Consider the following 24,247-nt stretch of genomic DNA (forward strand, 5'->3'; position numbering starts at 1 on the left):
GCGCCTCGACCGGCTCGGCCGCCGGCTCCTGGGCCTGCTCGGGCTGCTCGGTCACTGCGGGCTGCTGCGGCTCCTGGTCGATGGCGTCGCCGGCGGCGCCGGCGGGCGTCCGCACGGCGTCGGTGACCTCGGCGGCCTCGGGCGCGCCGACGGGCGCGGAGGCGCGGCGCGTGGCACGACGGCGGGGCCGCGCGGCGGGCGTGGCCTCGACGGTCTCAGCGGCCTCAGAAGCCTCGGCGGTCTCCTTCGCCTCGGTGACCGCGGTGGCCTCCTGGGCCACCGGCTCGGCGGCGGCAACCACGCTCTGCGCGATCTCGTCCCCGGCGGGCGCCCCGGCCGGCGCGGACACGCGGCGCGTGGCACGGCGGCGGGTCCGGCGCGGAGCGGCGTCCTCGCCGTCCTCACCGGAGGTGACCGGCGGCACGGGCTCCGCGACCGGCTCGGGCGTCGGCTCGACGGCGGCCGCGGGGACGACGGTCTCGGCGACCTCGGCCCCCTCGGGCGCTCCCGCGGGTGCGGACGCCCGGCGGGTCGCCCGACGACGCGGACGCGCGGCGGGTGCGGCCTCGGCGGCGGGAGCCTCTTCGGTCTTCTCCGCCTCTGCGGTGACCTCGGCCTCAGCAGTCACAGGTGCCTCGGCGGTCTCGACGGTCTCCACCGTCTCGTCCGTCTTCTCCTCTTCGCTGTCCTCTGCCAGCTCGGCGGACGCGACGGCCGGTATGGCCGGCGCGGTGATCTCGGCCGGGGCGTCGGAGGCGGCCGGCGGACCGGCGGGGCGGGACGCGGCACGGCGCCGGCGACGCGGCGGCAGGGTGTCGCTGGGGGTGTTCGATTCGGAGTCCGTCACGGACTCTGTGGATTCGGTCGGCTCGAGCATGCGGGTGTGTCTCCCGTCAGGCTCCCGGGCGCCGCACCTGGTCCGGCGTCGATCACCGTGGATCGATCACCGTTGACGTCCGCGGCTCGCGCTGTGCGCGGTGCCGCCGTCCGGGGCGCGGCCGCCGCACGGGAGCTCTCTGTGTCCTGTCTCGCCGGTTCCGTACGCCATGTTGCGTACGGCCTGGCGAAAGTCTTGTGGTCGGTGCGCTGCCCGACCCAGGTGGCTCCCGAGTACGAGGGCGGCGCTACGACGTCCGTCCTACGGGGGACCGTCCTTACGCCGGCGCCTTCGCGGCGGCAGCGGGAGCGGCCACTCGGGCCTCCGCCGCCTCGCGGTCGGGCGCGAGCGGGTCGGTCACCTCGCCGGTCTCTTCATCGAACAGCCCCTGCGCCAGCCTGGTCACCGCTGCGGGGACCGGCGGCGCCAGGTCGGCCACGGCGCGGAGACCGGACAGGACGTCGTCGGGTCGTACGGCAGGCGTCACGTGCCGAACAACCAGCCGCAGTATCGCACAGGGCTGGTCGCCAGGCCTATCAGCCGGCGAGGGGTGCGTTTCCAGCCGTACCACGGCGGGGCGGGCGTCGAAGGTACGGACGCCGTTCTTCGTCATGCGCTGGACCTCGACGGTGTCGGCCGTGGTGAAGGCGGCCACCGCGCGGTCGGCGTCCGCGGGGTCCACGCCGTCCAGGCGCAGCTCCCACACGGATGCCGTGAGCCGGTCGGCCAGGCCCGAGGTGCGGGCCTCGACCGCCTCGATCACGTCGAGCCCGGCGGGCAGCGACTCGTCGAGGAGCTCACGCAGCATGTCCGGGTCACGCGGCTCGGTGAGCGCGATCTCCAGGTACTCCGCCTCGCTGCCCGTGCCGGTGGGTGCGGCATTGGCGTACGACACCTTCGGGTGCGGCGTGAACCCCGCCGAGTACGCCATCGGCACCTCGGCACGGCGCAGCGCACGCTCGAAGGCGCGCTGGAAGTCACGGTGACTGGTGAACCGGAGGCGGCCGCGCTTGGTGTAACGCAGTCGGATGCGCTGCACCGCGGGTGCGGGCGGCGGGCCTTCGGGCTGTCGCTTGCCCAGTGGAACTTCTCCTTGACTACGGCGGTCGATCAGGCGCTTCCCCGCCGGAGCGGGGTGCACTCCGGTCGACGCCTGTCGGCGTCGAGCAGTCCGGATCATCCCCGCGTCGGCGGGGACATTTCGCGCCTGGTCCTTTGCTCCAGGGTACGCGCCTTCTTCAGCGCTGGTTCCCCGCGGGCCACGGCCTCACGCCCCCGCGGCTCCCCGAAGAGCATCCGGCGGACGTCGGCGCGGGCCTGCCGTACGGACTCCCGGGCGGCGGTGAGGGCCTGGCGGGTGGTGCGGCCCACGGCGCGGGCGGCCGCGGCGACGGGGCGCAGGACGGCGTCGCGCACGGCGTGCCCGACCGGGGTCAGCACGCTGCGGTACACCCAGCGCACCGGCTCCACGAAGGTCCACCGCAAGAGGGTCGCGAGGAACCGTCCGACGGCGAGGGAGATCCGTCCGGCGACACGCCAGGCGTGTCCCAGGGCGTCCCACACCTCCCGTCCGACGAGCGCGAGGACGCGGCCGACGGGGGCGAGGATCCAGCGCCACAGCGCGAGCGCCGGCAGCACGATCAGGATCCGGGCGACCCAGTACAGGACCCAGCCGACTCCGGTGACGAGGAGCGCGAGGAGCCGCCCGAGCCCACGCGCGCACCAGGCGATCGCGCGTCCGACGGGCGCGAGGATCCAGTCGTACAACCATCGGGCGGGGATCACGACGAGGTGGCGCGCCAGCCAGGCGGCGGCGGTGGCGATCCCGACGCCGACGGGGACCAGCACGCGCGCGTACACCCAGGCGAGGATCGCGCCGATGCCGCGCGCCAGCCGGACGAGGGCGTGGCCGGCCGGGGTGAGGACATGGCGGTGGCACCACACCAGCGGAACCACGACGAGGGTCCTGCCGAGCCAGGCGAGCGCCCGGCCGACGGGGACGACGACGTACCGCCACAGGGCGGTGAGGGGCTGGACGACCAGGACCTTGCCCAGCCACAGCAGGGCCCGCCCGCAGGGCCGCAGGACGGTGTCCCGGAGGAACCGCCCGGCGACGACGAGCGCGTCCCACGCCATCCGCACGGGCACGACCAGCACGAGCGCGACGATCCGCACGGGCAGCCGGATCGCGACGACGAGACAGCCCTCCGGATGCTGCTGCGCGGGCTGTCGGGAGGGGGGCTTGTCGAGGTCCATGTCCACGTAGACGCCGCAGCCGCCTGCGCGGATCCCCCACCGCCCTTTTTCCGTCCGCCGAGAAGATGACCCATCCGTACGCACCATTTAATCCGATATGTCGACAAAAGGGCTTGTTCATACCGTTTCGACTGGTCGGACCCGGGTAACGGAGTCAGGCTCGCTCTCAGGTTCGGGGGTCGCCCGAACCGTCGAACCACCGAACCATCGAGACAGGAGCACGCACGTGATGAGTCCTGACCGCAGGACCACTTCGGCGCTCGGGCCGCTGGCCCGGGACCGGTTCAAGAAGGCCGGGATGCTGGCCTCGCTCGCGCTGGTCCTGGCGGCCGGCGTGGTCAGCCCGGCCACCGCGGCGGCGAAGAACGTGACCGCCCGGCCGACGGAGAAGACGGAGGCGCTCGTCCAGGCGGGCAACGAGTGCAACACCGGCCACCACAATCCCCACGGTCCCAATGGCCATGACTGGGACGAGTGCAGGGGCGCGACCGGAGCCACCGGAGCCACCGGAGGGACGGGCGCCACCGGCGGAACCGGCGCGACCGGAGGCACTGGCGCCACCGGAGGGACCGGCCCGGCAGGCCCCTGCATCGACATCGACGCCACTCAGGACAGCGACGATTTCGAGCTGCGGGCCGTGCTGGACGGCGAGGACACCTACGCGGGCATCCGGGACCTCACCGGAGCCACTCCGGGGCCCTACCGGTGGACCGACCTCAGCACCCACCGCGACTACCCGGAGGACGCCTGTGCCGTCTCCATCGCCCAGCACAGCCTGGGCGGGACGGTGGAAGGGGACGTCAGGATCAACGTGGTGACCACCGAGGGCGTGATCTGGGAGACCAGTTGCCAGGTGGTCACCAGCGACCGGACCCTGAACTGCAACGACGCCCAGGGCGTCCCCAACCCCTGGGTGCGCGTGACCCTTCAGCCGACCCCGGGAACCATCAACGGCGGCAACCCGTAGACCGGTTCCGCGCGCGGGGGTGTCCGCCGGGCCGACGCACCGGACACCCCCGCGGTACGTCGGCCGCTCGCTCTTCCCCTCAGCTGTCCTCAGCTCTCCTTGCGCACCAGCAGGCTCACGGTCATCCCCGTCACCGGTTCGCTCACCGACAGCTCGTACCGGCTCCGCAGGGCGTTCGCCTGCTCCTGGTCGATGGCGTCGAACGGGGACTCGGGGCCCTGGGTCAGCAGCCAGACGCGCCGCTCGTCCCCGAGGCACAGGATCGGCACGGGGCACTGGACCACGTAGAGGTCGTCGATCGCGTCGGGCGCCTTCTTCAGGAACACATCACGCATGGTCAGCTCGCGGGGCAGGTAGTAGCGGACGCCGCCGTCCAGCTTCCAGGAGTTCTCGCGGTCGTAGACGACGGCGTCACCCGGCCGGTGGCGTTCCTCGATCACCGCGGCCGCGGCCGCGTAGTCGAGGGGCACGGGCGCGTTGTGCTCGAACGGCTGCCGCATCTGCCGCTGGTCGGGCAGCGTGAGGACGGCCAGCGCCACGACGACGACCGCGGCGCCCTTCGGGGAACGAGTGGCCGCGGCGAGCCCGGCGCCCGCCAGGAGCGCCCAGGCCGGGAGGGTGAACAGGACGTAGACGTGGCGGAAGTAGGAGACCTCGCCGTGCGAGGCGAGCCAGACGAGGACGGGCGGCAGCAGGGCCCAGGCGCCGCACAGCACCAGGCCGGCCCTGCGGGGCGAACGCGCCAGCAGGGCGAGGGCGATCAGCGCTCCGGCGCACAGCACGGAGGCGAAGGCGTCCCGGGTGAGGGTGAACAGCGCCCAGGCGTCGGGTTCGGGGACCCAGTACAGCTGGCGTCCGGCCTGGGAGCGGCCGAGAAGGAGGACCGGAGCGACGCACCCGGCGACGGCGAGGAGCGCGAGGACGGACTTCCACGCCAGGGAGCGGTCGCGTCGCGCGGCGGCCGCGAGCAGACAGACATGGGCGAGGACGACGGACAGCGCGATCAGATGGAGAAGTCCGACGACCGTCAGGGCGAGCGTGTAGCCCGCCCAGCGCCAGGGACCGCGGGGGTGGTCCAGCACCCGCAGCAACAGCAGCGTCGCGAGGGCGACGGCGCACACCACAAGGGCGTAACCACGGGCCTCCTGGCCATAGCGGCTCACCGCCGGCACGAGAGCGAAGAGAATTCCGGCGAGAATTCCGGCACGGTATCCGAAGAGTCGGTCCCCGACGAGAGCGACGACGGACGCAGCGGCGGCCATGGCCAATACGGTAGGGAGCCGCAGGGAAACGACGGAATCACCGAAGAGTTCCACCCACAGGTGCATCAGCAGGTAATAGGCGCCGTGGACGGCGTCGACGTTGTCGAGCGTGGCGAAGATGCGGCCGGTGTCCCGGTTGACCATGTCCCAGGTGACCAGTTCGTCGCGGCCGAGCAGGGAATCGGTCAGTCCGTAGCCGGTCAGGCCGAAGGTGAGGGCGAACGGCCAGAGCCACAGCGCCACCCGGCGGCCGGTGAACTCGGCCGCCCGGGAACCACGGTTTTCCTCGGGCGGAGAAGGCGGAGAGGGCGGAGAGGGAACCGGCGTGGCGATTGCCATGAAAAACTCCCGTGCCCGACAGCAGGAACGTGCCCACTTATACACCAGTGGCGGTCCTTGCACGGGAATTGACGACTCACTAGAGTCACCGACCGATCTGACCAATGCTTTTCATCACAGAAAAGAAAAAGTCATGAAAACGGTCTGCCTGAATATGATCGTCAAGGACGAGGCGCATGTGATCCGGCGCTGCCTCGAATCCGTACGCCCCCTCATCGACACCTGGGTGATCCTTGACACGGGCTCGACCGACGGCACCCAGGACGTCATCCGCGAGACGTTCGCCGACCTGCCCGGCACGCTGCACGAGAGCCCGTGGAAGGGCTTCGACCTGAGCCGTACCGAGGCGATCGAACACGCCCGGGACCGCGCGGACTATCTCCTCTTCATCGACGCCGACGACGTGCTGGAGACCGCCCCCGGCTTCACCATGCCCGAACTCACCCACGACTGCTACGACTTCGAGGTGCGCCACGGCCCCGTCGTCCACTGGCGCCCGACGATGGTGTCGACCCGCCTCCCCTGGCGGTACGTCGGTGTCCTGCACGAATACCTGGAGTGCGACACGCGCTTCAGCCGGGCCACCCTGGAGGGCGTGCGCATGGTCATCGTGGGCGGCGGCGGACGCCTCCAGGGCGACCAGCGGCAGAAGTACCTCCGCGACGCCGCGGTCCTCAAGGACGGACTCGCCAAGGAGCCGGACAACGCCCGGTACGTCTTCTACCTCGCCCAGAGCTGGCGCGACGCCGGCGAACCCGCCAAGGCGCTCGCCGCGTACGACCGACGCGCCGGCATGGGCGGATTCGCCGAGGAGGTCTTCTGCGCCCGGCTCTACGCGGCCCGGCTCGCCGTGCAGCTCAGACGCCGCACACCGGAGGTCACGGCCCGTTTCCTGGAGGCTCACGAGTGCCGGCCCACCCGGGCCGAACCCCTCGGTGAGCTGGCCCATCTGTACCGGGTGAACGGGGAGCGCTGGCCGCTCGCGTACCTCTTCGCGCGGCGCGCGGCCGAGCTCCCGCCACCGCCGGACATCCTGTTCCTGGAGCACGGCTGGTACGACTGGCGGGCCGTGGACGAGCTGGCGGTGGCGGCGTACTGGATGGGCGAGTACCGCGAGTCGCTGGAGTGCTGCGAGAAGCTGCTGGACGGCGGCAGACTCCCCGCCGACCAGCGGGAACGAGTCCTGGCGAACCGGGACTTCGCCCTGGCCAAACTGCGCGTGAACAGCGGCGCGGGCACCCCGTCACTCGTCGGCGGCTGACCCGCCCGCGCCGGCCGGCGACAGTCCGGTGCGCACAGCCCCGGCACGCGGGGCGGGCCCTGTGCGCGCGAACCACGCACAGGGCCGCTCGGCTAGCTGTTGACGACGGTCAGCGGCAGCAGCTTCTTGCCCGTCGGGCCGATCTGGATCTGGGTGTCCATGGCCGGACAGACACCGCAGTCGAAGCACGGCGTCCAGCGGCAGTCCTCGACCTCCGTCTCGTCGAGGGCGTCCTGCCAGTCCTCCCAGAGCCAGTCCTTGTCCAGACCGGAGTCGAGGTGGTCCCAGGGCAGGACCTCCTCGTAGGCGCGCTCACGGGTGGTGTACCAGTCCACGTCGACGCCGAAGTCGGCCAGCGCCTTGTCCGCGCAGCTCATCCAGCGGTCGTAGGAGAAGTGCTCGCGCCAGCCGTCGAAGCGGCCGCCGTCCTCGTAGACGGCGCGGATGACGGCGCCGATGCGGCGGTCGCCACGGGAGAGCAGGCCCTCGACGATGCCCGGCTTGCCGTCGTGGTAGCGGAAGCCGATCGAGCGGCCGTACTTCTTGTCGCCGCGGATCTTGTCGCGGAGCTTCTCCAGACGGGCGTCCGTCTCCTCGGCGGAGAGCTGCGGCGCCCACTGGAAGGGGGTGTGGGGCTTGGGGACGAAGCCGCCGATCGACACCGTGCAGCGGATGTCGTTGGAGCGGGAGACCTCGCGGCCCTTCTGGATCACGCGCGTCGCCATGTCGGCGATCTGCAGGACGTCCTCGTCGGTCTCCGTCGGCAGACCGCACATGAAGTACAGCTTCACCTGGCGCCAGCCATTGCCGTAGGCGGTGGCGACGGTCCTGATCAGGTCCTCTTCCGAGACCATCTTGTTGATGACCTTGCGGATGCGTTCCGAGCCGCCCTCCGGGGCGAAGGTCAGACCCGAACGGCGGCCGTTGCGGGTCAGCTCGTTCGCCAGGTCGATGTTGAAGGCGTCGACCCGGGTGGAGGGCAGGGACAGGCCGATCTTGTCGTCCTCGTAGCGGTCCGCGAGGCCCTTGGCGACCTCGCCGATCTCGCTGTGGTCGGCGCTGGACAGCGACAGCAGGCCGACCTCCTCGAAGCCGGTCGCCTTCAGGCCCTTGTCGACCATCTCGCCGATGCCGGTGATGGACCGCTCGCGCACCGGGCGGGTGATCATGCCGGCCTGGCAGAACCGGCAGCCGCGGGTGCAGCCCCGGAAGATCTCCACCGACATGCGCTCGTGGACCGTCTCGGCCAGCGGCACCAGGGGCTGCTTCGGGTACGGCCACTCGTCGAGGTCCATGACCGTGTGCTTGGACACGCGCCACGGGACGCCCGACTTGTTGGGGACCACGCGGGCGATACGGCCGTCGGGGAGGTACTCGACGTCGTAGAAGCCCGGGACGTACACCCCGCCCGTCTTGGCCAGGCGGAAGAGGACCTCCTCGCGGCCGCCGGGGCGGCCCTCCGCCTTCCACTCACGGATGATCTTCGTCATGTCGAGCACGGCCTGCTCGCCGTCCCCGATGACCGCCGCGTCGATGAAGTCCGCGATCGGCTCCGGGTTGAAGGCCGCGTGGCCGCCCGCGAGGACGATCGGGTCGTCCAGGCCGCGGTCCTTGGACTCCAGCGGGATGCCCGCCAGGTCCAGCGCGGTGAGCATGTTCGTGTAGCCCAGCTCCGTGGAGAAGGACAGGCCGAACACGTCGAAGGCCTTCACCGGACGGTGGCTGTCCACCGTGAACTGCGGGACGCCGTGCTCCCGCATCAGGGCCTCCAGGTCCGGCCACACGCTGTACGTGCGCTCGGCGAGGACGCCCTCCTGCTCGTTGAGGACCTCGTAGAGGATCATGACGCCCTGGTTGGGCAGGCCTACCTCGTACGCGTCCGGGTACATCAATGCCCAGCGGACGTCACAGGACTCCCAGGGCTTGACGGTGGAGTTCAGCTCGCCGCCCACGTACTGGATCGGCTTCTGCACATGCGGGAGCAGGGCTTCGAGCTGCGGGAACACCGACTCGACAGACATCGGGGGAACTTTCGTGAGCTGACAGGGGTGACCATCAAGCCTAACCCGCCCGGAGACACTCCCCGGACCCTCAGACCGCCACAGCCGCGCGGATGCTCCCCCACGCCTCCGGCAACGCCCCTTCCACCCGCTCCGCCCGCCGCTCCTCCCTGCCGTACAGCAGTCCGTAGGTGAAGGCGCTCTCGCCCGCCGCGTGGGCCTGGGCGGCGAGGTCGCGCAGGGCCTCGCGGGTCATCACGCTGTCCTGGTGGTCCCCGAGCAGACTCTGTAGGGACTTCATCCCCCGGACGGCGTCGGTGGCGCGGTCACCGAGCGCGGATACGGCCGCCTCCGCCGAGTAGCGGGTCCGCTTCGCCTTCTTGCGCGCCTCGTGCAGCGCCAGGTCCCGGTCGGCTCCGGGCGGCTGCCCGAGGGCCTCCTCGACCAGCGCGGCCACCTGCCCGAAGTCCTTCCGTACGGCCTTGGCGATCACCTTCTCGGGCGGGCCGGCGGCCGCCGAGAGGAGCGGCGGGTCGTCGAGCAGCCGGTCGAACGCGTCGAGCAGCTCCAGATACCGTCTGCCGTCCAGGACGGCGATCAGGCGCCGGCGCGAACCGCCGCTGCGCGCCCGTGACCAGGTGCGCAGCCGGTTGCGGACGGGGCCGGTGACGAGCGGACGGGGCAGTTCCGTGAGGGCCGTCGTGATGCGCTCGGTGAGCACCTCCTGGTCGCGGTCCACGCCCAGCTCCCCGGCGAGCCATTTCAGCTCCTGCCCGATCGGGTCGGTGACGGCGCGGTCGAGGACCTTGGCGAAGGAGCGGAGGGCGCTGCGCGCGCGGCGGGTGGCGACGCGCATCTGGTGCACGGAGTCGGGCAGGTCCCGGCGGACGGCGGGGTCCAGAGCGACCAGGGCGTCGCGCTGGGCGCGCAGATAGGCCAGGACATGGTCTCCGGCGGTCACCGGCCCGGTGGAGGGCTTCTGCCCGGTGGAGGGCTTCTCCCCCGCCCGGCCGCGCTCGGCGCGCCCGCGTTTCTTCTTCGGTCCGGTCTCGGCCAGCGCCCGCGCCAGCTTCGACGCCGAGGCCGACGGCCGTACGCCGGCCTTGCCCAGGCGTTTCTCCACCTTGTCGAGGAAGCGGGGGTCGCCGCCGTCGGCGAGTTCCACCTCGATCTCGGTCCACTGGGCGGAGCGGCCGGGTCCGGTGAGCCGGTCGGCGCGGACGGCGTCCACGCTGACCTCGGCGAGCAGCCGCCCCTCGTCGTCGACGAGGTCGCGCACATCACGGGCCGAGCGCAGCCGGACCACCGGCACCAGCTCGGCGTCCCGTACCCGGGAGCGGACCAGGCCGGCGAGGGCGCGCGGGAGGGTGTCGGAGAGGGGGGCGCGGATCTCGTCGCGGACGCCGGGGGCGACGGGGAACTTCAGGTGCCAGCCGGCGTCGGAACCGCCGGTGCGGCGGCGCAGGGTGAGGGATGCGGCGGCGAGCCGCTGGTCGGCGGTGTCGTAGTACGTGGCGTCCAGTTCGGCGACGCCCTTGTCGAGGACGGCCGCGACCCCGGCCACGCCGGTCAGGTCGGGCAGTCCGCTGTCGTCGGATTCGTACTTGCGCTCGATCTCGCGTTTCGTCTCCGCCATGGACCGAATCTAGTGGCAGTCGGGCCGCGACGGCAGTGGCCTGCGCCACCGGATCAGGTTGCCAGCAGGGCGCGCATCGCCTGCCCTTCGGGGTAGGGGGCGTCGGTCGCCGTCCGGGAGAGCAGGTGGACGTGGGCGTCCTCGAACTGGTGGTACGACAGGGGCTCCGGGCCCTGGCCGACGAGCAGCACGGTGTGGTCCAGGCGCCAGCTGACGTACCGGGTGTCGTACTTGGGCTGCCGAATGTCGTGGTCCGGCAGGCCGAGCCGGTCGGTGAAGCGCTGGACGACGGTGCCGACGTGGGCGTCGAACTCCGGCCGCCAGGCGCCCTCCTCGCTTCTCCAGCCGGGCAGCGTGCCCCAGCAGTCCTCGTCGAGCAGACCGCCGTCGACCGTGTACAGGTAGGCGAACGGCAGGTACAGCGAGCCGTCGCCGTCACAGGTGACGAAGTGGCCGTACGGCGTGACATGGGTCGCCTCGGGCACGTCGGACGTGTTCTCGTACGCCGGCCCGCGCACCGCCCGCGACCAGTCGGGCCAGCCGAGCTGCCGGGTCCGCGCCCCGACGGCGTCCGCGTCGGTCAGGTCCAGCTCGGCCAGCGCGAGGAGGTGGCTCACCAGTTCCTCGGTCACCGGGCACAGGGCCACACGCTCCTCGGCCATACCGCTCCCCCTCCCGTATGCCGCTACGCCGACAGCGGCCGCTGCACTCTGATCGACTGCAACAGCCCCACCGCCACCCACACCGCGAACATCGACGAGCCGCCGTAGGAGACGAACGGCAGCGGCAGGCCGGTGACCGGCATGATGCCGAGGGTCATGCCGATGTTCTCGAAGGACTGGAAGGCGAACCAGGCGACGATCCCGGCGGCGACGATCGTGCCGTACAGCTCGGTCGTCTCGCGGGCGATGCGGCAGGCCCGCCACAGCACGACACCGAGCAGCACGATGATCAGGCCCGCGCCGACGAAGCCGAGCTCCTCGCCCGCGACGGTGAAGACGAAGTCGGTCTGCTGTTCGGGCACGAACTGGCCGGTGGTCTGCGAGCCCTGGAAGAGGCCGGCGCCGGTGAGCCCGCCCGATCCGATGGCGATGCGGGCCTGGTTGGTGTTGTAGCCGACGCCCGCCGGGTCGAGGCTGGGGTTGGCGAAGGCCGCGAAGCGTGCGATCTGGTAGTCGTCCAGGATGTGCAGTTGCCAGACGGCGACCGCGCCGATTCCGCCCGCCGTGAGCAGGCCGAAGACCCAGCGGTTGGAGGCGCCGGAGGCGAGCAGCACCCCCAGCACGATGATGACCATGACCATGACCGACCCGAGGTCGGGCATGAGCATCACGATCAGCATCGGCACGGTCGCGAGGCCGAGGGCCTGGAGGACCGTGCGATGGTCGGGGTACGTCTTGTCGCCGGCGTCGACGCGGGCCGCCAGCAGCATCGCCATGCCCAGGATGATCGTGATCTTCACGAACTCCGAGGGCTGGAGCGAGAAGCCGCCGCCGAGCACGATCCAGGAGTGCGCGCCGTTGACGGTGGAGCCGAGCGGGGTGAGCACCAGCAGGATCAGCACGACCGACAGGCCGTACAGGACCGGCACCGCGTTGCGCAGGGTGCGGTGGCCGAGCCAGACCGTGCCGATCATCAGGGCGAGCCCGATGCCGGTGTTCATCAGATGCCGGACCAGGAAGTAGTACGGGTCGCCCTGGTTGATCTCGGTGCGGTTGCGGGTCGCCGAGTACACCAGCAGCGAGCCGACCAGCGACAGGGCCAGCGAGGCCAGCAGTATCGGCCAGTCCAGACGGCGGGCCATCGAGTCGCGGGCGAAGAGCCGCGTCCAGCCGGCCCGCTCGGGCCCGTACCCGGAGACGGAGAAGCTGTTCGCGCCGGTCATGTGCACGTCCTCCGGCTTCCGCGCCCGCGCCGCCGCCGGCGTCGTCGTCGCGTGTCACGGTTGTCCGCCTCGGGCGAGGCCACGGTCGCGGCCGGCGCCGTGCCGTTCGGGCTGGGCGAGCCCGAGGGGGTCGCCTTCTGGCTGTTCTGCTGCTCCTTCGCCGGGTCCTTGGAGACCTTCGGGGAGGTGATGGTGCCGTCCGTCTTGATCTTCGGCAGGGCCTTCTGCGGGGTGGGCAGCAGCGCGTTCTTCGGGTTGATGGTGCCGTCGTCGGAGACGCCGTACAGCGCGTCGTAGATGTTGCGCACGGCCGGGCCGGAGGCGCCGGAGCCCGTACCACCCTGGGAGATCGTCATGACGATCGAGTAGTCCTTGGTGTACGTGGCGAACCAGGACGTCGTCTGCTTGCCGTAGACCTCGGCGGTACCGGTCTTGGCGTGCATCTCGATCTTGTCCTGGGGCCAGCCTCCGAAGCGCCAGGCGGCGGTACCGCGGGTGGCCACGCCGGCGAGGGCGTCGTCCATCTGGGCGAGGGTCTGCCGGGTCACCGGCAGCTTGCCGTGCGACTTCGGCGCGATCTCGGTGACCTTCTTGCCGTCGGGGCTGACGATCGCCTTGCCGACGGTCGGGTCGTACAGCGTGCCGCCGTTGGCGATGGCCGCGTAGATGGTGGCCATCTGAATGGGGGTCACGAGGGTGTCGCCCTGGCCGATGGAGTAGTTGATCTCGTCACCGGCGCGCATCTTGTTGCCCTCGAGGCAGTTCTCGTAGGCGATCTTCTCGACGTAACTGCCGTCCTTCTTCCCCGTCTTGCACCAGGCGTCCTTGTTGGCCTCCCAGTACTCCTGCTTCCACTGGCGGTCGGGGACGCGGCCGGAGACCTCGTTGGGCAGGTCGATGCCGGTCTCCTTGCCGAGTCCGAACTGGTGCGCGGCCTTGAAGAACCAGTCGTTGGGGGTCTTCTTCGGGTTGATGCCGCCGTCCTTCTGCCACTGGGCGTGCGCGAGCCGGTAGTAGACGGTGTCGCAGGAGACCTCCAGGGCGCGCCCGAGGTCGATCGCGCCATGGTTCTGGGACTCGAAGTTCTTGAAGACCTGGCCGCCGACCGAGTACGAGCTGGAGCACTCGTAGCGGCCGTCGAAGTCGTAGCCCGCCTGCACCGCGGCGGCGGTGGAGACCACCTTGAAGATGGAGCCGGGCGCGGCCTGACCCTGTATGGCCCTGTTGAGGAGCGGGTAGTTGGAGGACTTTCCGGTCAGCTTCTTGTAGTCCTTGGCGGAGATGCCGCCGACCCAGGTGTTCGGGTCGTACGTGGGGTTGGACGCCATGGCGACGATGCGGCCCGTCCTGGCCTCCATCACGACGACCGCGCCGGCGTCGGCCTTGTAGTTGGTCCCGGTGTTGCGGTCGTGCTGCCTGCGGGCCTCCTTCATCGCCGCGTTCAGCTCGAACTCGGCGACCCGCTGGACGCGGGCGTCGAGGCTGGTGACGAGGTTGGAGCCGGGCTCGGCCGGGGTGGCCTCGGCCTGGCCGATGACCCGGCCGAGGTTGTCGACCTCGTAGCGGGTGACGCCGGCCTTGCCGCGCAGCTCCTTGTCGTACTGGCGTTCCAGACCGCTGCGGCCGACCTGGTCGGAGCGCAGGAAGGGCGAGTCGGTGTCCTGGGCCTTGGTGATCTCCTCGTCGGTGACCGGGGAGAGGTAGCCGAGGACCTGGGCGGTGTTGGCCTTGCCGGGGCTCGGGTAGCGGCGCACGGCCTCCGGTTCGGCGGTGATGCCGGGGAAGTCCTCGGCGCGCTCACGGATCTGCAGGGCCTGCTTGGGGGTGGCTTCGTCGGTGATGGGGATGGGCTGGTACGGCGAGCCGTTCCAACAGGGCTGCGGCGTCTCGGCGTCGCAGAGCCTGACCTTCTGCATCACCTCTGCGGGGGCCATGCCGAGGACACCGGCGAGCTTGGCCAGCACGCTCTTGCCGTCGTCCTTCTGCTTCAGCAGGTCGGTGCGGGAGGCGGAGACGACGAGCCGGGTCTCGTTGTCGGCGAGCGGCACTCCGCGCGCGTCCAGGATCGAGCCGCGGACGGCGGGTTCGACGACCTGCTGGACGTGGTTGCCGGAGGCCTCCTTGGCGTACTGGTCGCCCTCGCGGATCTGGAGGTACCACAGACGGCCGCCGAGGGTGCCGAGGAGGGAGAGGACGAGGATCTGGATCACGACGAGCCGGATCTGGACCCGTGGGGTCCGCCCGGTCTCGGGGATGTTCGTCACTGCGGCTGCCTCCCCCTCTCGATGCGTGGACGTGTGTGCGTATGCAGGATGAACGACCGGCCTGCGAGGCCCCGTTCCACCGGCTCCTCCCCCGTTCGGGTGAACTCGCCCGGGGTCACAGCCGCTTGACCCCCTTGATGCGGCCGACCCGCGCCGTGCGGGCCCGGACGGCCTTCATGCGCAGTCCGCGCTGGCCGCCGACGCGCAGGCCGGTGCCGGAGGCGAGCCAGCCGGAGGAGATGTCGGCCGCCTTGGCCGAGTTGGTCTCGGCGAGCGGGTCGTTCTCCGCGCGCCGGGCCAGGAACATCACGGCGGGCACGACGAAGGGCGCGAGCAGCAGGTCGTACAGGGCGGCGGAGAACAGCAGGCCGGTGAGGCCGACGCCGCGGGCGGCGGTGTCACCGACGAGCGAGCCGACGCCCGCGTACAGCAGGGTGGAGCCGATCGCGGCGGCCACCACCACGGCCATCGGACCGGTGGCCGACTTGATCTGCCCGGTCTCCGGCTTGACGAGCCCGGCGAGGTAGCCGATGACGCACAGCACGAGGGCGTAGCGGCCGGCCGCGTGGTCGGCGGGCGGGGCGAGGTCGGCGAGCAGGCCGGCGCCGAAGCCGATGAGGGCGCCGCCGACATGGCCGTAGACCATGGCGAGGCCCAGGACGGTGAGGAGCAGCAGGTCCGGGACGGCGCCCGGGAGGTGGAGGCGGGCGAGGACGCTCACCTGGACCACCAGGGCCACCACGACCAGCGGGACGGAGAGCAGGATCCGGTTGACGCGCATGGGTAGTCAGCTCCTACTGCTCTTGCCGGCCGTCGGCGGGCTCGTTCGCGTTCGGGGTGACCGTGACGGTCACCGTCGGCGTGGGGACCGGCTTGGGCTTGGTGGGCAGCACCGTGTCGCGCGGGTCCTTCTTCGGCGCCTCGACGACGACACCGACGATGTCGAGCTTCGTGAAGCTGACGTACGGCGTGACGTAGAGGGTGCGGGTCAGGTCGCCGCCGGAGGGGTCGACACGGGAGACCACGCCGACGGGGACGCCGGGCACGAAGGGCTTGTCGGCCTGCGAACCGAAGGTGACCAGCCGGTCGCCCTTGCGCACGTCGGCCTTGCCGTTGAGGAGTTCCACGCGCAGCGGGCGGTCGCCCTGCCCGGAGGCGAAGCCCAGTTCGTCGCTGGCCTCCATCCGGGTGCCGACGGTGAAGTCGGGGTCGTTGGCGAGCAGCACGGTGGAGGTGCTCGGACCGACCGTCGTCACCCGTCCGACCAGTCCGTCGCCGTTGAGCACGGTCATGTCGCGTTTGATGCCGTCGCCCGCCCCGACGTCGATGGTGACGGTCCAGGAGAAGCCCTGGGCCGCTCCTATCGCGATGACCTCGGCGCCCTTGATGCCGTACTGGCCGGCACCGGCGGTCCTGAGCATCTTGTCGAGCTGCGCCAGTCGGCTGCGGTTGCGGTCGTCGCTGCCCAGCTTCGCCTTGAGGGCCGCGTTCTCCTTCTCCAGCGCCGCGAGCCGGTCGTGGCGCTCACCGGATTCGCGGACCGCGGCGACGGCGTTGCCGACCGGGTCGACCGCCGAGGACACACCGTCCTCGATCGGACCGAAGACCGCGGCCGCGGCCTGTCGGGCACCGTCGACCGGGGAGTCCTCCCCGCCGCGGATGTCCACCGTGATCAGCGCGAACGCGACGGCGATCAGCAGCACCAGGAGCAGCCGGCTCTCTCGTGTGTCCCTCACGTGCGGCGGCCGTGCCCTTCCTCATAGGAGCGATATGGGGGCGTTGTGGAGCTTTGGAAGGCCATGGGGAGCTATGCGTGGTTGTACGGAGCCATGCGGAGCTGTCCAGAGCCTTTCGGAGCGTATGCCTCTATATCAACGATCCGCCGCACGAGTGGAGATCATCTCGTACGGCGGAATCGAAGCGTCACGTCATCTGCGCGGCGCGGCGTCCAGGACCTGCTGGAGCGCCTCGAACTCCTCGACGCACTTGCCCGATCCGAGCGCCACGCTGTCCAGCGGGTCCTCGGCGATGTGAATGGGCATGCCGGTCTCGCGCCGCAGCCGCTCGTCCAGTCCGCGCAGCAGGGCGCCGCCGCCGGTCAGAACGATTCCTCGGTCCATGATGTCGCCGGACAGCTCCGGCGGACACTTGTCGAGCGTCGTCTTCACGGCGTCGACGATCGCGTTGACGGGTTCTTCGATCGCCTTGCGCACCTCGGCGGCCGAGATGACGACGGTCTTGGGCAGCCCGGAGACGAGGTCCCGGCCGCGGATTTCGGTGTGCTCGTCGGAGTCCAGGTCGTACGCCGAGCCGATGGTGATCTTGATCTGCTCGGCCGTCCGCTCACCCAGGAGGAGGCTGTACTCCTTCTTGATGTGCTGGATGATCGCGTTGTCCAGCTCGTCGCCCGCGACACGGATGGACTGGGCGGTGACGATGCCGCCGAGGGAGATGACCGCGACCTCCGTGGTGCCGCCGCCGATGTCCACCACCATGTTGCCCGTGGCCTCGTGGACCGGCAGGCCGGAGCCGATGGCCGCGGCCATGGGCTCCTCGATGATGTGCACCTGACGTGCACCGGCCTGCGTCGACGCCTCGATGACGGCACGGCGCTCGACGCCGGTGATACCGGAGGGCACACAGACGACGACACGCGGACGGGCCAGATACCGCCGCTTGTGGATCTTCAGGATGAAGTAGCGGAGCATCCGCTCGGTGATCTCGAAGTCGGCGATGACGCCGTCCTTCAGCGGACGCACGGCGACGATGTTGCCGGGGGTGCGTCCGATCATCTTCTTGGCTTCGGCACCGACCGCGAGGATGCCACCGGTGTTGGTGTTGATCGCGACGACGGACGGCTCGTTGAGTACGATCCCGCGACCCCTGACGTACACCAGCGTGTTGGCGGTCCCGAGGTCGACAGCCATGTCACGGCCGATGAACGACATTGAGTTCCCCATCAGGATTCGACTGGCCTTCCCATGAGCTTTTGAGGGCTTTTCAGGTCGGCGAGGTGGGTGCTGTGACGTGAAGGCTTCCATCGTAAACGCGCCTGCACGAACACTGCGCGAGGGTCTTCGCCATTGTCAGCAGATGCCGCGGCCGCCCGCTTGTGGAGACGGTCCATAGGGGGCACGCGTTCCCTCGATCGGCACGCATATGCCAAGGGACGGCCGAAAAGGTACGGCCGTCCCAGCTCAGGCGAGACAACGAAGTGACGGAGCCTCAGAAAAATCCGCGAAACGTCCGCGTCCGAAGCCGAACCGTGGCTCAGCCACGGCCCGGGAAGAAGAGCTTCACCTCGCGCTCGGCGGACTCCTCGGAGTCGGAGGCGTGGATGAGGTTCTCGCGGACGATGACGCCGTAGTCACCGCGGATGGAGCCCGGCGCGGCGGCGATCGGGTCGGTCGGACCGGCGAGCTGACGCACACCCTCGATGACCCGCTCGCCCTCGACGATCAGCGCGACGACCGGCCCGGAGGACATGAACTCCACCAGCGGCTCGTAGAAGGGCTTGCCCTTGTGCTCGCCGTAGTGCTGCTCCAGCGTGTCCTGGTCCAGGGTGCGCAGCTCCAGCGCGGTGATCGTCCAGCCGGCCTTGCGCTCGATACGGCTGATGATCTCGCCGGTCAGGCCACGACGGACGGCGTCGGGCTTGAGGAGGACGAGGGTGCGCTGGCTCACGGAGGGCTCCTTCTACTGCGGTGTGCGGTGGGACGAGATTACAGGGCGTGTCCGGGCCCGTGTCACACAGCGTCAGCGGTCTCCGAGGCGGAGGAACCGCCCTCCGCGGCGAAGCGGGCCTTCGCCTCGTCGATCTTGCGGCCGAAGTGCACGGACGCCCACCACAGGCCCCCGAAGAGCACCCCCAGGACGAACATCATCGGCACGAAGAAGCCGGCGGCGACCAGCGCGACCTGGAGGGCCCAGCCGAGGGCGACGCCCCCGGGCCGGGTGACCATGCCGCACAGCACCACGCTCAGGAACATCGCGATCCCGCACACCGTCCACACCGTGGACATGGACAGGTCGGGGTCCTTCATGGCGACCAGTCCGGCGAAGCCGATGATGAAGAACTCACCGATCAGGGTCGAGGAACACAGCGTACGCATCTCGGGGTCTCAGCCCTTCCCCAGCAGCAGTCGGGCCTCCCCGACGGTGATGACGGAACCGGTGACGAGCACGCCCCCGCCGGCGAACTCGCCCTCCTCCTCGGCGAGCGTGATCGCCGCCTCCAGGGCGTCGGGCAGCCGCGGCTCGACCTGGACGCGCTCCTCGCCGAACACCTCGACGGCGACCGCGGCCAGCTCGTCTGCGTCCATCGCCCGGTGGCTGGAGTTCTGGGTGACGACGACCTCCGCGAAGATCGGCTCGAAGGCCTCCAGCAGCCCCCGTACGTTCTTGTCGCCGCTGGCCCCGACCACGCCGATCAGCCGGCTGAAGTCGAAGGCCTCACCGATCGCCTCGGCGGTGGCGCGGGCACCGGCCGGGTTGTGGGCGGCGTCGAGCACGACGGTCGGGGACCGCCGTACGACCTCCAGCCGGCCCGGGGAGGACACGGCCGCGAAGGCCTTGCGCACGGTGTCGATGTCCAGCGGCTCGGGCCGCTGGGAGCCGACGCCGAAGAACGCCTCCACCGCGGCGAGCGCGACGGCGGCGTTGTGCGCCTGGTAGGCGCCGTGCAGCGGGAGGTACACCTCGGAGTACTCGCCGCCCAGCCCGCGCAGGGTGAGCAGCTGTCCGCCGACGGCCACCTGCCGGGCGACGACGCCGAACTCCAGCCCCTCACGGGCCACCGTCGCGTCCACCTCGACGGCCTTCTTCAGCAGGACCTGGGCGGCGTCGACGGGCTGCTGGGCCAGGATGACGGTCGCGTCCTGCTTGACGATGCCGGCCTTCTCGGCGGCGATCGCGGCGGGCGCCCCGCCGAGCCGGTCGGTGTGGTCGAGGTCGATGGGGGTGACGACGGCGACGTCCCCGTCGATCACGTTGGTGGCGTCCCAGGAGCCGCCCATCCCGACCTCCACGACCGCCACGTCCACGGGCGCGTCGGCGAAGGCGGCGTACGCCATGCCGGTGAGCACCTCGAAGAACGACAGCCGGTACTCCTGCGCGCCGTCGACCATCTCGAGGTACGGCTTGATGTCGTGGTACGTCTCGATGAACCGCTCGGCCGAGATGGGCGCGCCGTCCAGGCTGATGCGCTCGGTGATCGACTGGACGTGCGGGGAGGTGTACCGCCCGGTCCGCAGCTCGAAGGCGCCGAGGAGGGCCTCGATCATGCGGGCCGTGGAGGTCTTGCCGTTGGTCCCCGTGATGTGGATGGAGGGGTACGACCGCTGCGGCTCGCCCAGCACGTCCATCAGCGCGGCGATCCGGGTGACGGACGGCTCCAGCTTCGTCTCGCCCCAGCGGGTGGCCAGCTCCGCCTCGACCTCGCGCAGGGCCTTGTCGACCTCGGGGTCCTCGGGCCGGGCGGGCACATCGGCCTGCGGCGGCCCGCCCTGGGTGCGCAGGGTACGGCTGCCTGCCTCGATGACGGCGAGATCCGGGTCGCGGTCGGTCTCGGCCGCGACGATCTCGTCGAAGGAGTCGAGGGGGTCGGGCTGGTCCTGGTTGCCGGGGAGGTCGCTCACGGAGTCAGTCTACGTACCCGCCCACGGGCGGTCGCGCCGCTGATCCGGCTCGACCGCCCACAGGCGGCGGGTACTAGGCGGACGGCAGCCGGTCCAGCTGGGTCCGGATCCGGGCGATGTCCTCGTCCGCCTTGGCGAGGCGCGTGCGGATCTTCTCCACCACGTGGTCCGGGGCCTTCGCCAGGAACGCCTCGTTGCCCAGCTTGGCCTGCGCCTGCTGGCGCTCCTTCTCCGCGGCGGCGAGGTCCTTCGCCAGCCGCTTGCGCTCCGCCGCCACGTCGATCGTGCCGGACAGGTCCAGCGCGACCGTGGCTCCCGCGACCGGCAGGGTCGCCGTCGCGGAGAAGCCCTCGCTCTCCGGCTGGAGCCGGAGCAGCTGGCGGATGGCGGCCTCGTGCGGGGCGAGGGCCGTGCCGTCCAGCTCCAGGCGGGCCGGAACCCGCTGACCCGGCTGGAGGCCCTGGTCGGCGCGGAAGCGGCGGACCTCGGTGATGACGGACTGGAGGGTCTCGATCTCCCGCTCGGCGCCGGCGTCGCGGAACCCGCTGTCCTTGGGCCACTCGGTGATGACCAACGACTCACCGCCGGTCAGCGTCGTCCACAGCGTCTCCGTGACGAAGGGGACGACCGGGTGCAGGAGCTTCAGCGTGACGTCGAGGACCTCGCCGAGGACACGCTTGCTGACCTCGGCCGCCTCGCCGCCCGCCTGGAACGTGGTCTTCGACAGCTCGACGTACCAGTCGAACACCTCGTCCCACGCGAAGTGGAACAGGGCGTCGGAGAGCTTGGCGAACTGGAAGTCGTCGTAGTACGCGTCGACTTCGGAGACCACGGAGTTCAGCCGGGACAGGATCCAGCGGTCCGTGGCCGACATCGCCGACGGCTCCGGCAGCGGGCCCCGCACCGTCGCGCCGTTCATCAGCGCGAAGCGCGTCGCGTTCCAGATCTTGTTGGCGAAGTTGCGCGACCCCTGGACCCAGTCCTCGCCGATCGGCACGTCCACACCGGGGTTGGCGCCGCGGGCCAGGGTGAACCGGAGGGCGTCCGAGCCGTACCGGTCCATCCAGTCGAGCGGGTTGATCACGTTCCCGAAGGCCTTGGACATCTTCTTGCCGTGCTCGTCACGCACCATGCCGTGCAGCACGATGGTGTGGAACGGCGGGACGTCGTCCATCGCGTACAGGCCCATCATCATCATCCGGGCGACCCAGAAGAAGAGGATGTCGTAGCCGGTGACCAGGACGGAGTTCGGGTAGAACTTCGCGAGCGACTCGGTCTGTTCGGGCCAGCCGAGCGTCGAGAAGGGCCACAGGCCGGAGGAGAACCAGGTGTCGAGGACGTCGGTGTCCTGACGCCAGCCCTCGCCGCTCGGCGGCTCCTCGTCCGGGCCGACACAGACGACTTCGCCTTCGGGGCCGTACCAGACCGGGATCCGGTGCCCCCACCACAGCTGACGCGAGATGCACCAGTCGTGGAGGTTGTCGACCCAGTCGAAGTACCGCTTCTCCATCTCCTGCGGGTGGATCTTGACGCGGCCGTCGCGGACGGCGTCACCGGCGGCCTTCGCCAGCGGACCGACCTTGACCCACCACTGCATGGACAGGCGCGGCTCGATGGTGGTCTTGCAGCGCGAGCAGTGGCCGACGGAGTGGACGTAGGGCCGCTTCTCCGCGACGATCCGGCCCTCGGCGCGCAGCGCGGCGACGATGGCGGAGCGGGCCTCCAGGCGGTCCAGGCCCTGGAATGGGCCGTGCGCGGTGATGACGGCGTGCTCGTCCATGATCGTGATGGCCGGCAGGTCGTGCCGCTGGCCGATCTCGAAGTCGTTCGGGTCGTGGGCGGGGGTCACCTTGACGGCGCCCGTGCCGAACGCGGGGTCGACGTGCTCGTCGGCGACGACCGGGATGGAACGGTCGGTCAGCGGCAGCTTGACGAGCTTTCCGATCAGGTGCTTGTAGCGCTCGTCGTCGGGGTGGACGGCGACGGCCGTGTCGCCGAGCATCGTCTCGGCACGGGTCGTGGCGACGACGATGGTGTCGTCCCCGTCGCCGTACTTCATCGACACCAGCTCGCCGTCGTCGTCCTGGTACTCGACCTCGATGTCCGAGATGGCGGTCAGACAGCGGGGGCACCAGTTGATGATGCGCTCGGCGCGGTAGATCAGCTCGTCGTCGTGGAGCCGCTTGAAGATGGTCTGGACGGCCTGGGAGAGGCCCTCGTCCATGGTGAAGCGCTCGCGCGACCAGGCGACGCCGTCACCGAGACGGCGCATCTGGCCGGAGATCTGCCCGCCCGACTCGGCCTTCCACCGCCAGACGCGCTCGACGAAGTCCTCACGGCCCAGGTCGTGCCGGGACTTGCCCTCCTTGGCCAGCTCGCGCTCGACGACGTTCTGCGTGGCGATGCCGGCGTGGTCCATGCCGGGCTGCCACAACGTCTCGAAGCCCTGCATGCGCTTGCGGCGCGTGAGGGCGTCGATGAGGGTGTGCTCGAAGGCGTGGCCGAGGTGCAGGCTGCCCGTGACGTTCGGCGGCGGGATGACGATGGTGTACGCGGGCTTGTCGCTCTTGGCGTCGGCCTCGAAGTAACCCCGCTCTACCCAGCGCTCGTACAGCGGCCCCTCTACGTCGGCCGGCGCGTACTGGGTCGGCAGTTCGGTCGTGGGCGCGGGTGGCTGCTGCTGAGCGTTCTCGGTCACGGGCTCAGTTTAGAGGCGTCACGGCGCAGTCCCGAAACGCGTTTGTTCTGTAACGGTGGGGGCCCCGGCGCCATGGGCCGCTCACCTGTGAGCCAGGATGTGAAAACCACATAAGCATCTGGAGGGGAACCCAGAAATGAGCTACAACCAGCCGGGCCCGTACGGCGGGCAGCAGCCCCAGCAGCCCGGTCCGTACGGCCAGCCGGGCCCGTACGGCCAGCCGCCGCAGGCGCCCCAGCCCGGCTACGGCTACCCCCAGCAGCCCCCGCAGGGCGTCCCGCCCCAGGCCCCGCCGTACGGCCAGCAGCCCCCCGCCTACGGTCAGCAGCCTCCCTACGGCCAGCAGCCGCCGTACGGGCAGCAGCCGCCCTACGGCCAGGCCCCGTACGGCGTGCCGCAGCCGCCGGCGGCCGGCGGCGGGAAGAAGAAGGCCGGGATCATCATCGGCGCGGTCGCGGTCGTGGCCGCGATCGGTGTGGGCGCGTACTTCGTGCTCGGCGGGGGCGGCGCGGGCGGCCTGGAGGACGACGGCGCGCACACGCTGACGACGCCGGCGACCGTGCTCGGCGACTACAAGCGGGCCTCCAAGGACGGCGCGACGGCCGGCGACGACTCGGTGGCGGAGCTGGAGAAGAGCGGCGTCAAGAACGGCAAGTCGGTCATCGGCTTCTACTCGACGGCCGACCTCACCGGCTACGACCCCAAGGACCCGAGCACGCTGCCCGACGAGACGGAACTGGCGACGGCCAAGGGCATCACCTACGCCGGCGCGTACGGCGAGATCGCCGACCCCGAGAAGGCGCTCGACACGTTCTTCGCCAACTTCAAGAAGTCGTCCCAGGAGAGCTCCTCCAGCAGCAGCTCGTCGGGCAAGAGCGAGCTGGTCGGCGAGCCCGAGGAGGCCGAGATCGACGGCGCGGTGATGAAGTGCCAGGCGGCCAAGGGCACGGACCAGAGGACCAAGCAGGAGAAGACCGACTGGTTCTGCGCGTGGGCCGACTACAGCACCATCGCCATGGTCTCGCCGGGTGACGCCACGAAGGGCGTCACCAAGGACGTGGCGATCGACATCACCAAGAAGCTCCGCGAGGAGGTCCGCGTCAAGGCGTGACACGGCGCCTCAACCACGAAGGGGCCCCGGTCGGTTGACCGGGGCCCCTTCGTCG

At 70.7% G+C, this 24,247-nt stretch carries 18 protein-coding genes and 1 pseudogene; 3 read left to right on the top strand and 16 right to left on the bottom strand.

Annotated features, from left to right (window positions below; all coding sequences use genetic code 11):
- The 3 genes and pseudogenes from ALMP_RS02515 to ALMP_RS02525 form a co-directional block, all read right to left on the bottom strand.
- Positions 1–847 (bottom strand): annotated as a pseudogene (locus tag ALMP_RS02515) (ribonuclease E/G); the annotation flags it as partial.
- 307 nt (positions 848–1,154) lie between these two features.
- Positions 1,155–1,916 carry a TIGR03936 family radical SAM-associated protein gene (locus ALMP_RS02520; RefSeq protein WP_264924329.1) on the bottom strand — a complete coding sequence of 254 codons (762 nt, stop codon included), beginning with the start codon at positions 1,914–1,916 and terminating at the stop codon, positions 1,155–1,157.
- 137 nt (positions 1,917–2,053) lie between these two features.
- Positions 2,054–3,133, bottom strand: coding sequence for a hypothetical protein (locus ALMP_RS02525; RefSeq protein ID WP_264924331.1), 1,080 nt, complete (start codon positions 3,131–3,133; stop codon positions 2,054–2,056).
- Between the two features lie 229 nt (positions 3,134–3,362).
- On the opposite strand from ALMP_RS02525, the gene ALMP_RS02530 reads away from it, so the two are divergent.
- Complete coding sequence (locus ALMP_RS02530; RefSeq protein WP_264924332.1) at positions 3,363–4,100, top strand: hypothetical protein; 738 nt, start codon at positions 3,363–3,365, stop codon at positions 4,098–4,100.
- An 89-nt stretch (positions 4,101–4,189) separates the two neighbouring features.
- On the opposite strand, the gene ALMP_RS02535 is transcribed toward ALMP_RS02530, so the two are convergent.
- The gene (locus tag ALMP_RS02535) at positions 4,190–5,701 is read right to left on the bottom strand and encodes a glycosyltransferase family 39 protein (RefSeq protein WP_264924333.1); all 1,512 of its coding nucleotides are present in this window, start codon (positions 5,699–5,701) and stop codon (positions 4,190–4,192) included.
- A gap of 154 nt (positions 5,702–5,855) precedes the next feature.
- Here ALMP_RS02535 and ALMP_RS02540 point away from each other — a divergent pair, with 154 nt between their 5' ends.
- Complete coding sequence (locus ALMP_RS02540) at positions 5,856–6,962, top strand: glycosyltransferase (protein ID WP_264924335.1); 1,107 nt, start codon at positions 5,856–5,858, stop codon at positions 6,960–6,962.
- 92 nt (positions 6,963–7,054) lie between these two features.
- Here the strand turns inward: ALMP_RS02540 and ALMP_RS02545 are convergent, their stop codons facing one another.
- The 12 genes from ALMP_RS02545 to ALMP_RS02600 all read right to left on the bottom strand — a co-directional run bounded on the left by ALMP_RS02545 (position 7,055) and on the right by ALMP_RS02600 (position 23,081).
- Complete coding sequence (locus ALMP_RS02545; protein WP_264924336.1) at positions 7,055–8,983, bottom strand: TIGR03960 family B12-binding radical SAM protein; 1,929 nt, start codon at positions 8,981–8,983, stop codon at positions 7,055–7,057.
- A 70-nt stretch (positions 8,984–9,053) separates the two neighbouring features.
- Positions 9,054–10,598 (bottom strand): CYTH and CHAD domain-containing protein, encoded by a 1,545-nt coding sequence (locus ALMP_RS02550; protein ID WP_264924337.1) that lies wholly within the window; start codon positions 10,596–10,598, stop codon positions 9,054–9,056.
- Between the two features lie 53 nt (positions 10,599–10,651).
- Positions 10,652–11,260 carry a hypothetical protein gene (locus tag ALMP_RS02555; RefSeq protein WP_264924338.1) on the bottom strand — a complete coding sequence of 203 codons (609 nt, stop codon included), beginning with the start codon at positions 11,258–11,260 and terminating at the stop codon, positions 10,652–10,654.
- A 23-nt stretch (positions 11,261–11,283) separates the two neighbouring features.
- A complete protein-coding gene (gene rodA / locus ALMP_RS02560; protein ID WP_264924340.1) occupies positions 11,284–12,483 on the bottom strand; it encodes a rod shape-determining protein RodA in 1,200 nt (399 codons plus the stop codon).
- On the bottom strand, positions 12,480–14,747 hold the full coding sequence (mrdA, locus tag ALMP_RS02565; RefSeq protein WP_264924341.1) for a penicillin-binding protein 2: 2,268 nt from the start codon (positions 14,745–14,747) through the stop codon (positions 12,480–12,482). The genes rodA and mrdA overlap by 4 nt, the downstream gene beginning before the upstream one ends.
- Before the next feature lie 115 nt (positions 14,748–14,862).
- Entirely contained in the window at positions 14,863–15,528 is a 666-nt protein-coding gene (gene mreD / locus ALMP_RS02570; protein ID WP_264924342.1) for a rod shape-determining protein MreD, read from the bottom strand.
- Positions 15,529–15,541: 13 nt separating this feature from the next.
- Positions 15,542–16,483 carry a rod shape-determining protein MreC gene (mreC, locus tag ALMP_RS02575; protein WP_264924343.1) on the bottom strand — a complete coding sequence of 314 codons (942 nt, stop codon included), beginning with the start codon at positions 16,481–16,483 and terminating at the stop codon, positions 15,542–15,544.
- A 192-nt stretch (positions 16,484–16,675) separates the two neighbouring features.
- Positions 16,676–17,695 (bottom strand): rod shape-determining protein, encoded by a 1,020-nt coding sequence (locus tag ALMP_RS02580; protein WP_030779466.1) that lies wholly within the window; start codon positions 17,693–17,695, stop codon positions 16,676–16,678.
- Between the two features lie 322 nt (positions 17,696–18,017).
- A complete protein-coding gene (ndk, locus tag ALMP_RS02585; protein WP_264924346.1) occupies positions 18,018–18,431 on the bottom strand; it encodes a nucleoside-diphosphate kinase in 414 nt (137 codons plus the stop codon).
- Positions 18,432–18,493: 62 nt separating this feature from the next.
- Entirely contained in the window at positions 18,494–18,859 is a 366-nt protein-coding gene (locus ALMP_RS02590) for a DUF4233 domain-containing protein (protein ID WP_264924348.1), read from the bottom strand.
- Between the two features lie 9 nt (positions 18,860–18,868).
- Entirely contained in the window at positions 18,869–20,383 is a 1,515-nt protein-coding gene (locus tag ALMP_RS02595) for a folylpolyglutamate synthase/dihydrofolate synthase family protein (RefSeq protein ID WP_264924349.1), read from the bottom strand.
- Between the two features lie 73 nt (positions 20,384–20,456).
- A complete protein-coding gene (locus ALMP_RS02600; RefSeq protein WP_264924351.1) occupies positions 20,457–23,081 on the bottom strand; it encodes a valine--tRNA ligase in 2,625 nt (874 codons plus the stop codon).
- 136 nt (positions 23,082–23,217) lie between these two features.
- Here ALMP_RS02600 and ALMP_RS02605 point away from each other — a divergent pair, with 136 nt between their 5' ends.
- Positions 23,218–24,192, top strand: a complete 975-nt coding sequence (locus ALMP_RS02605; protein WP_264924352.1) for a hypothetical protein — start codon at positions 23,218–23,220, stop codon at positions 24,190–24,192.
- Positions 24,193–24,247: the final 55 nt, after the last annotated feature.

Origin of the sequence: Streptomyces sp. A012304, assembly GCF_026008495.1 — a bacterium.
Classification (GTDB): domain Bacteria; phylum Actinomycetota; class Actinomycetes; order Streptomycetales; family Streptomycetaceae; genus Streptomyces.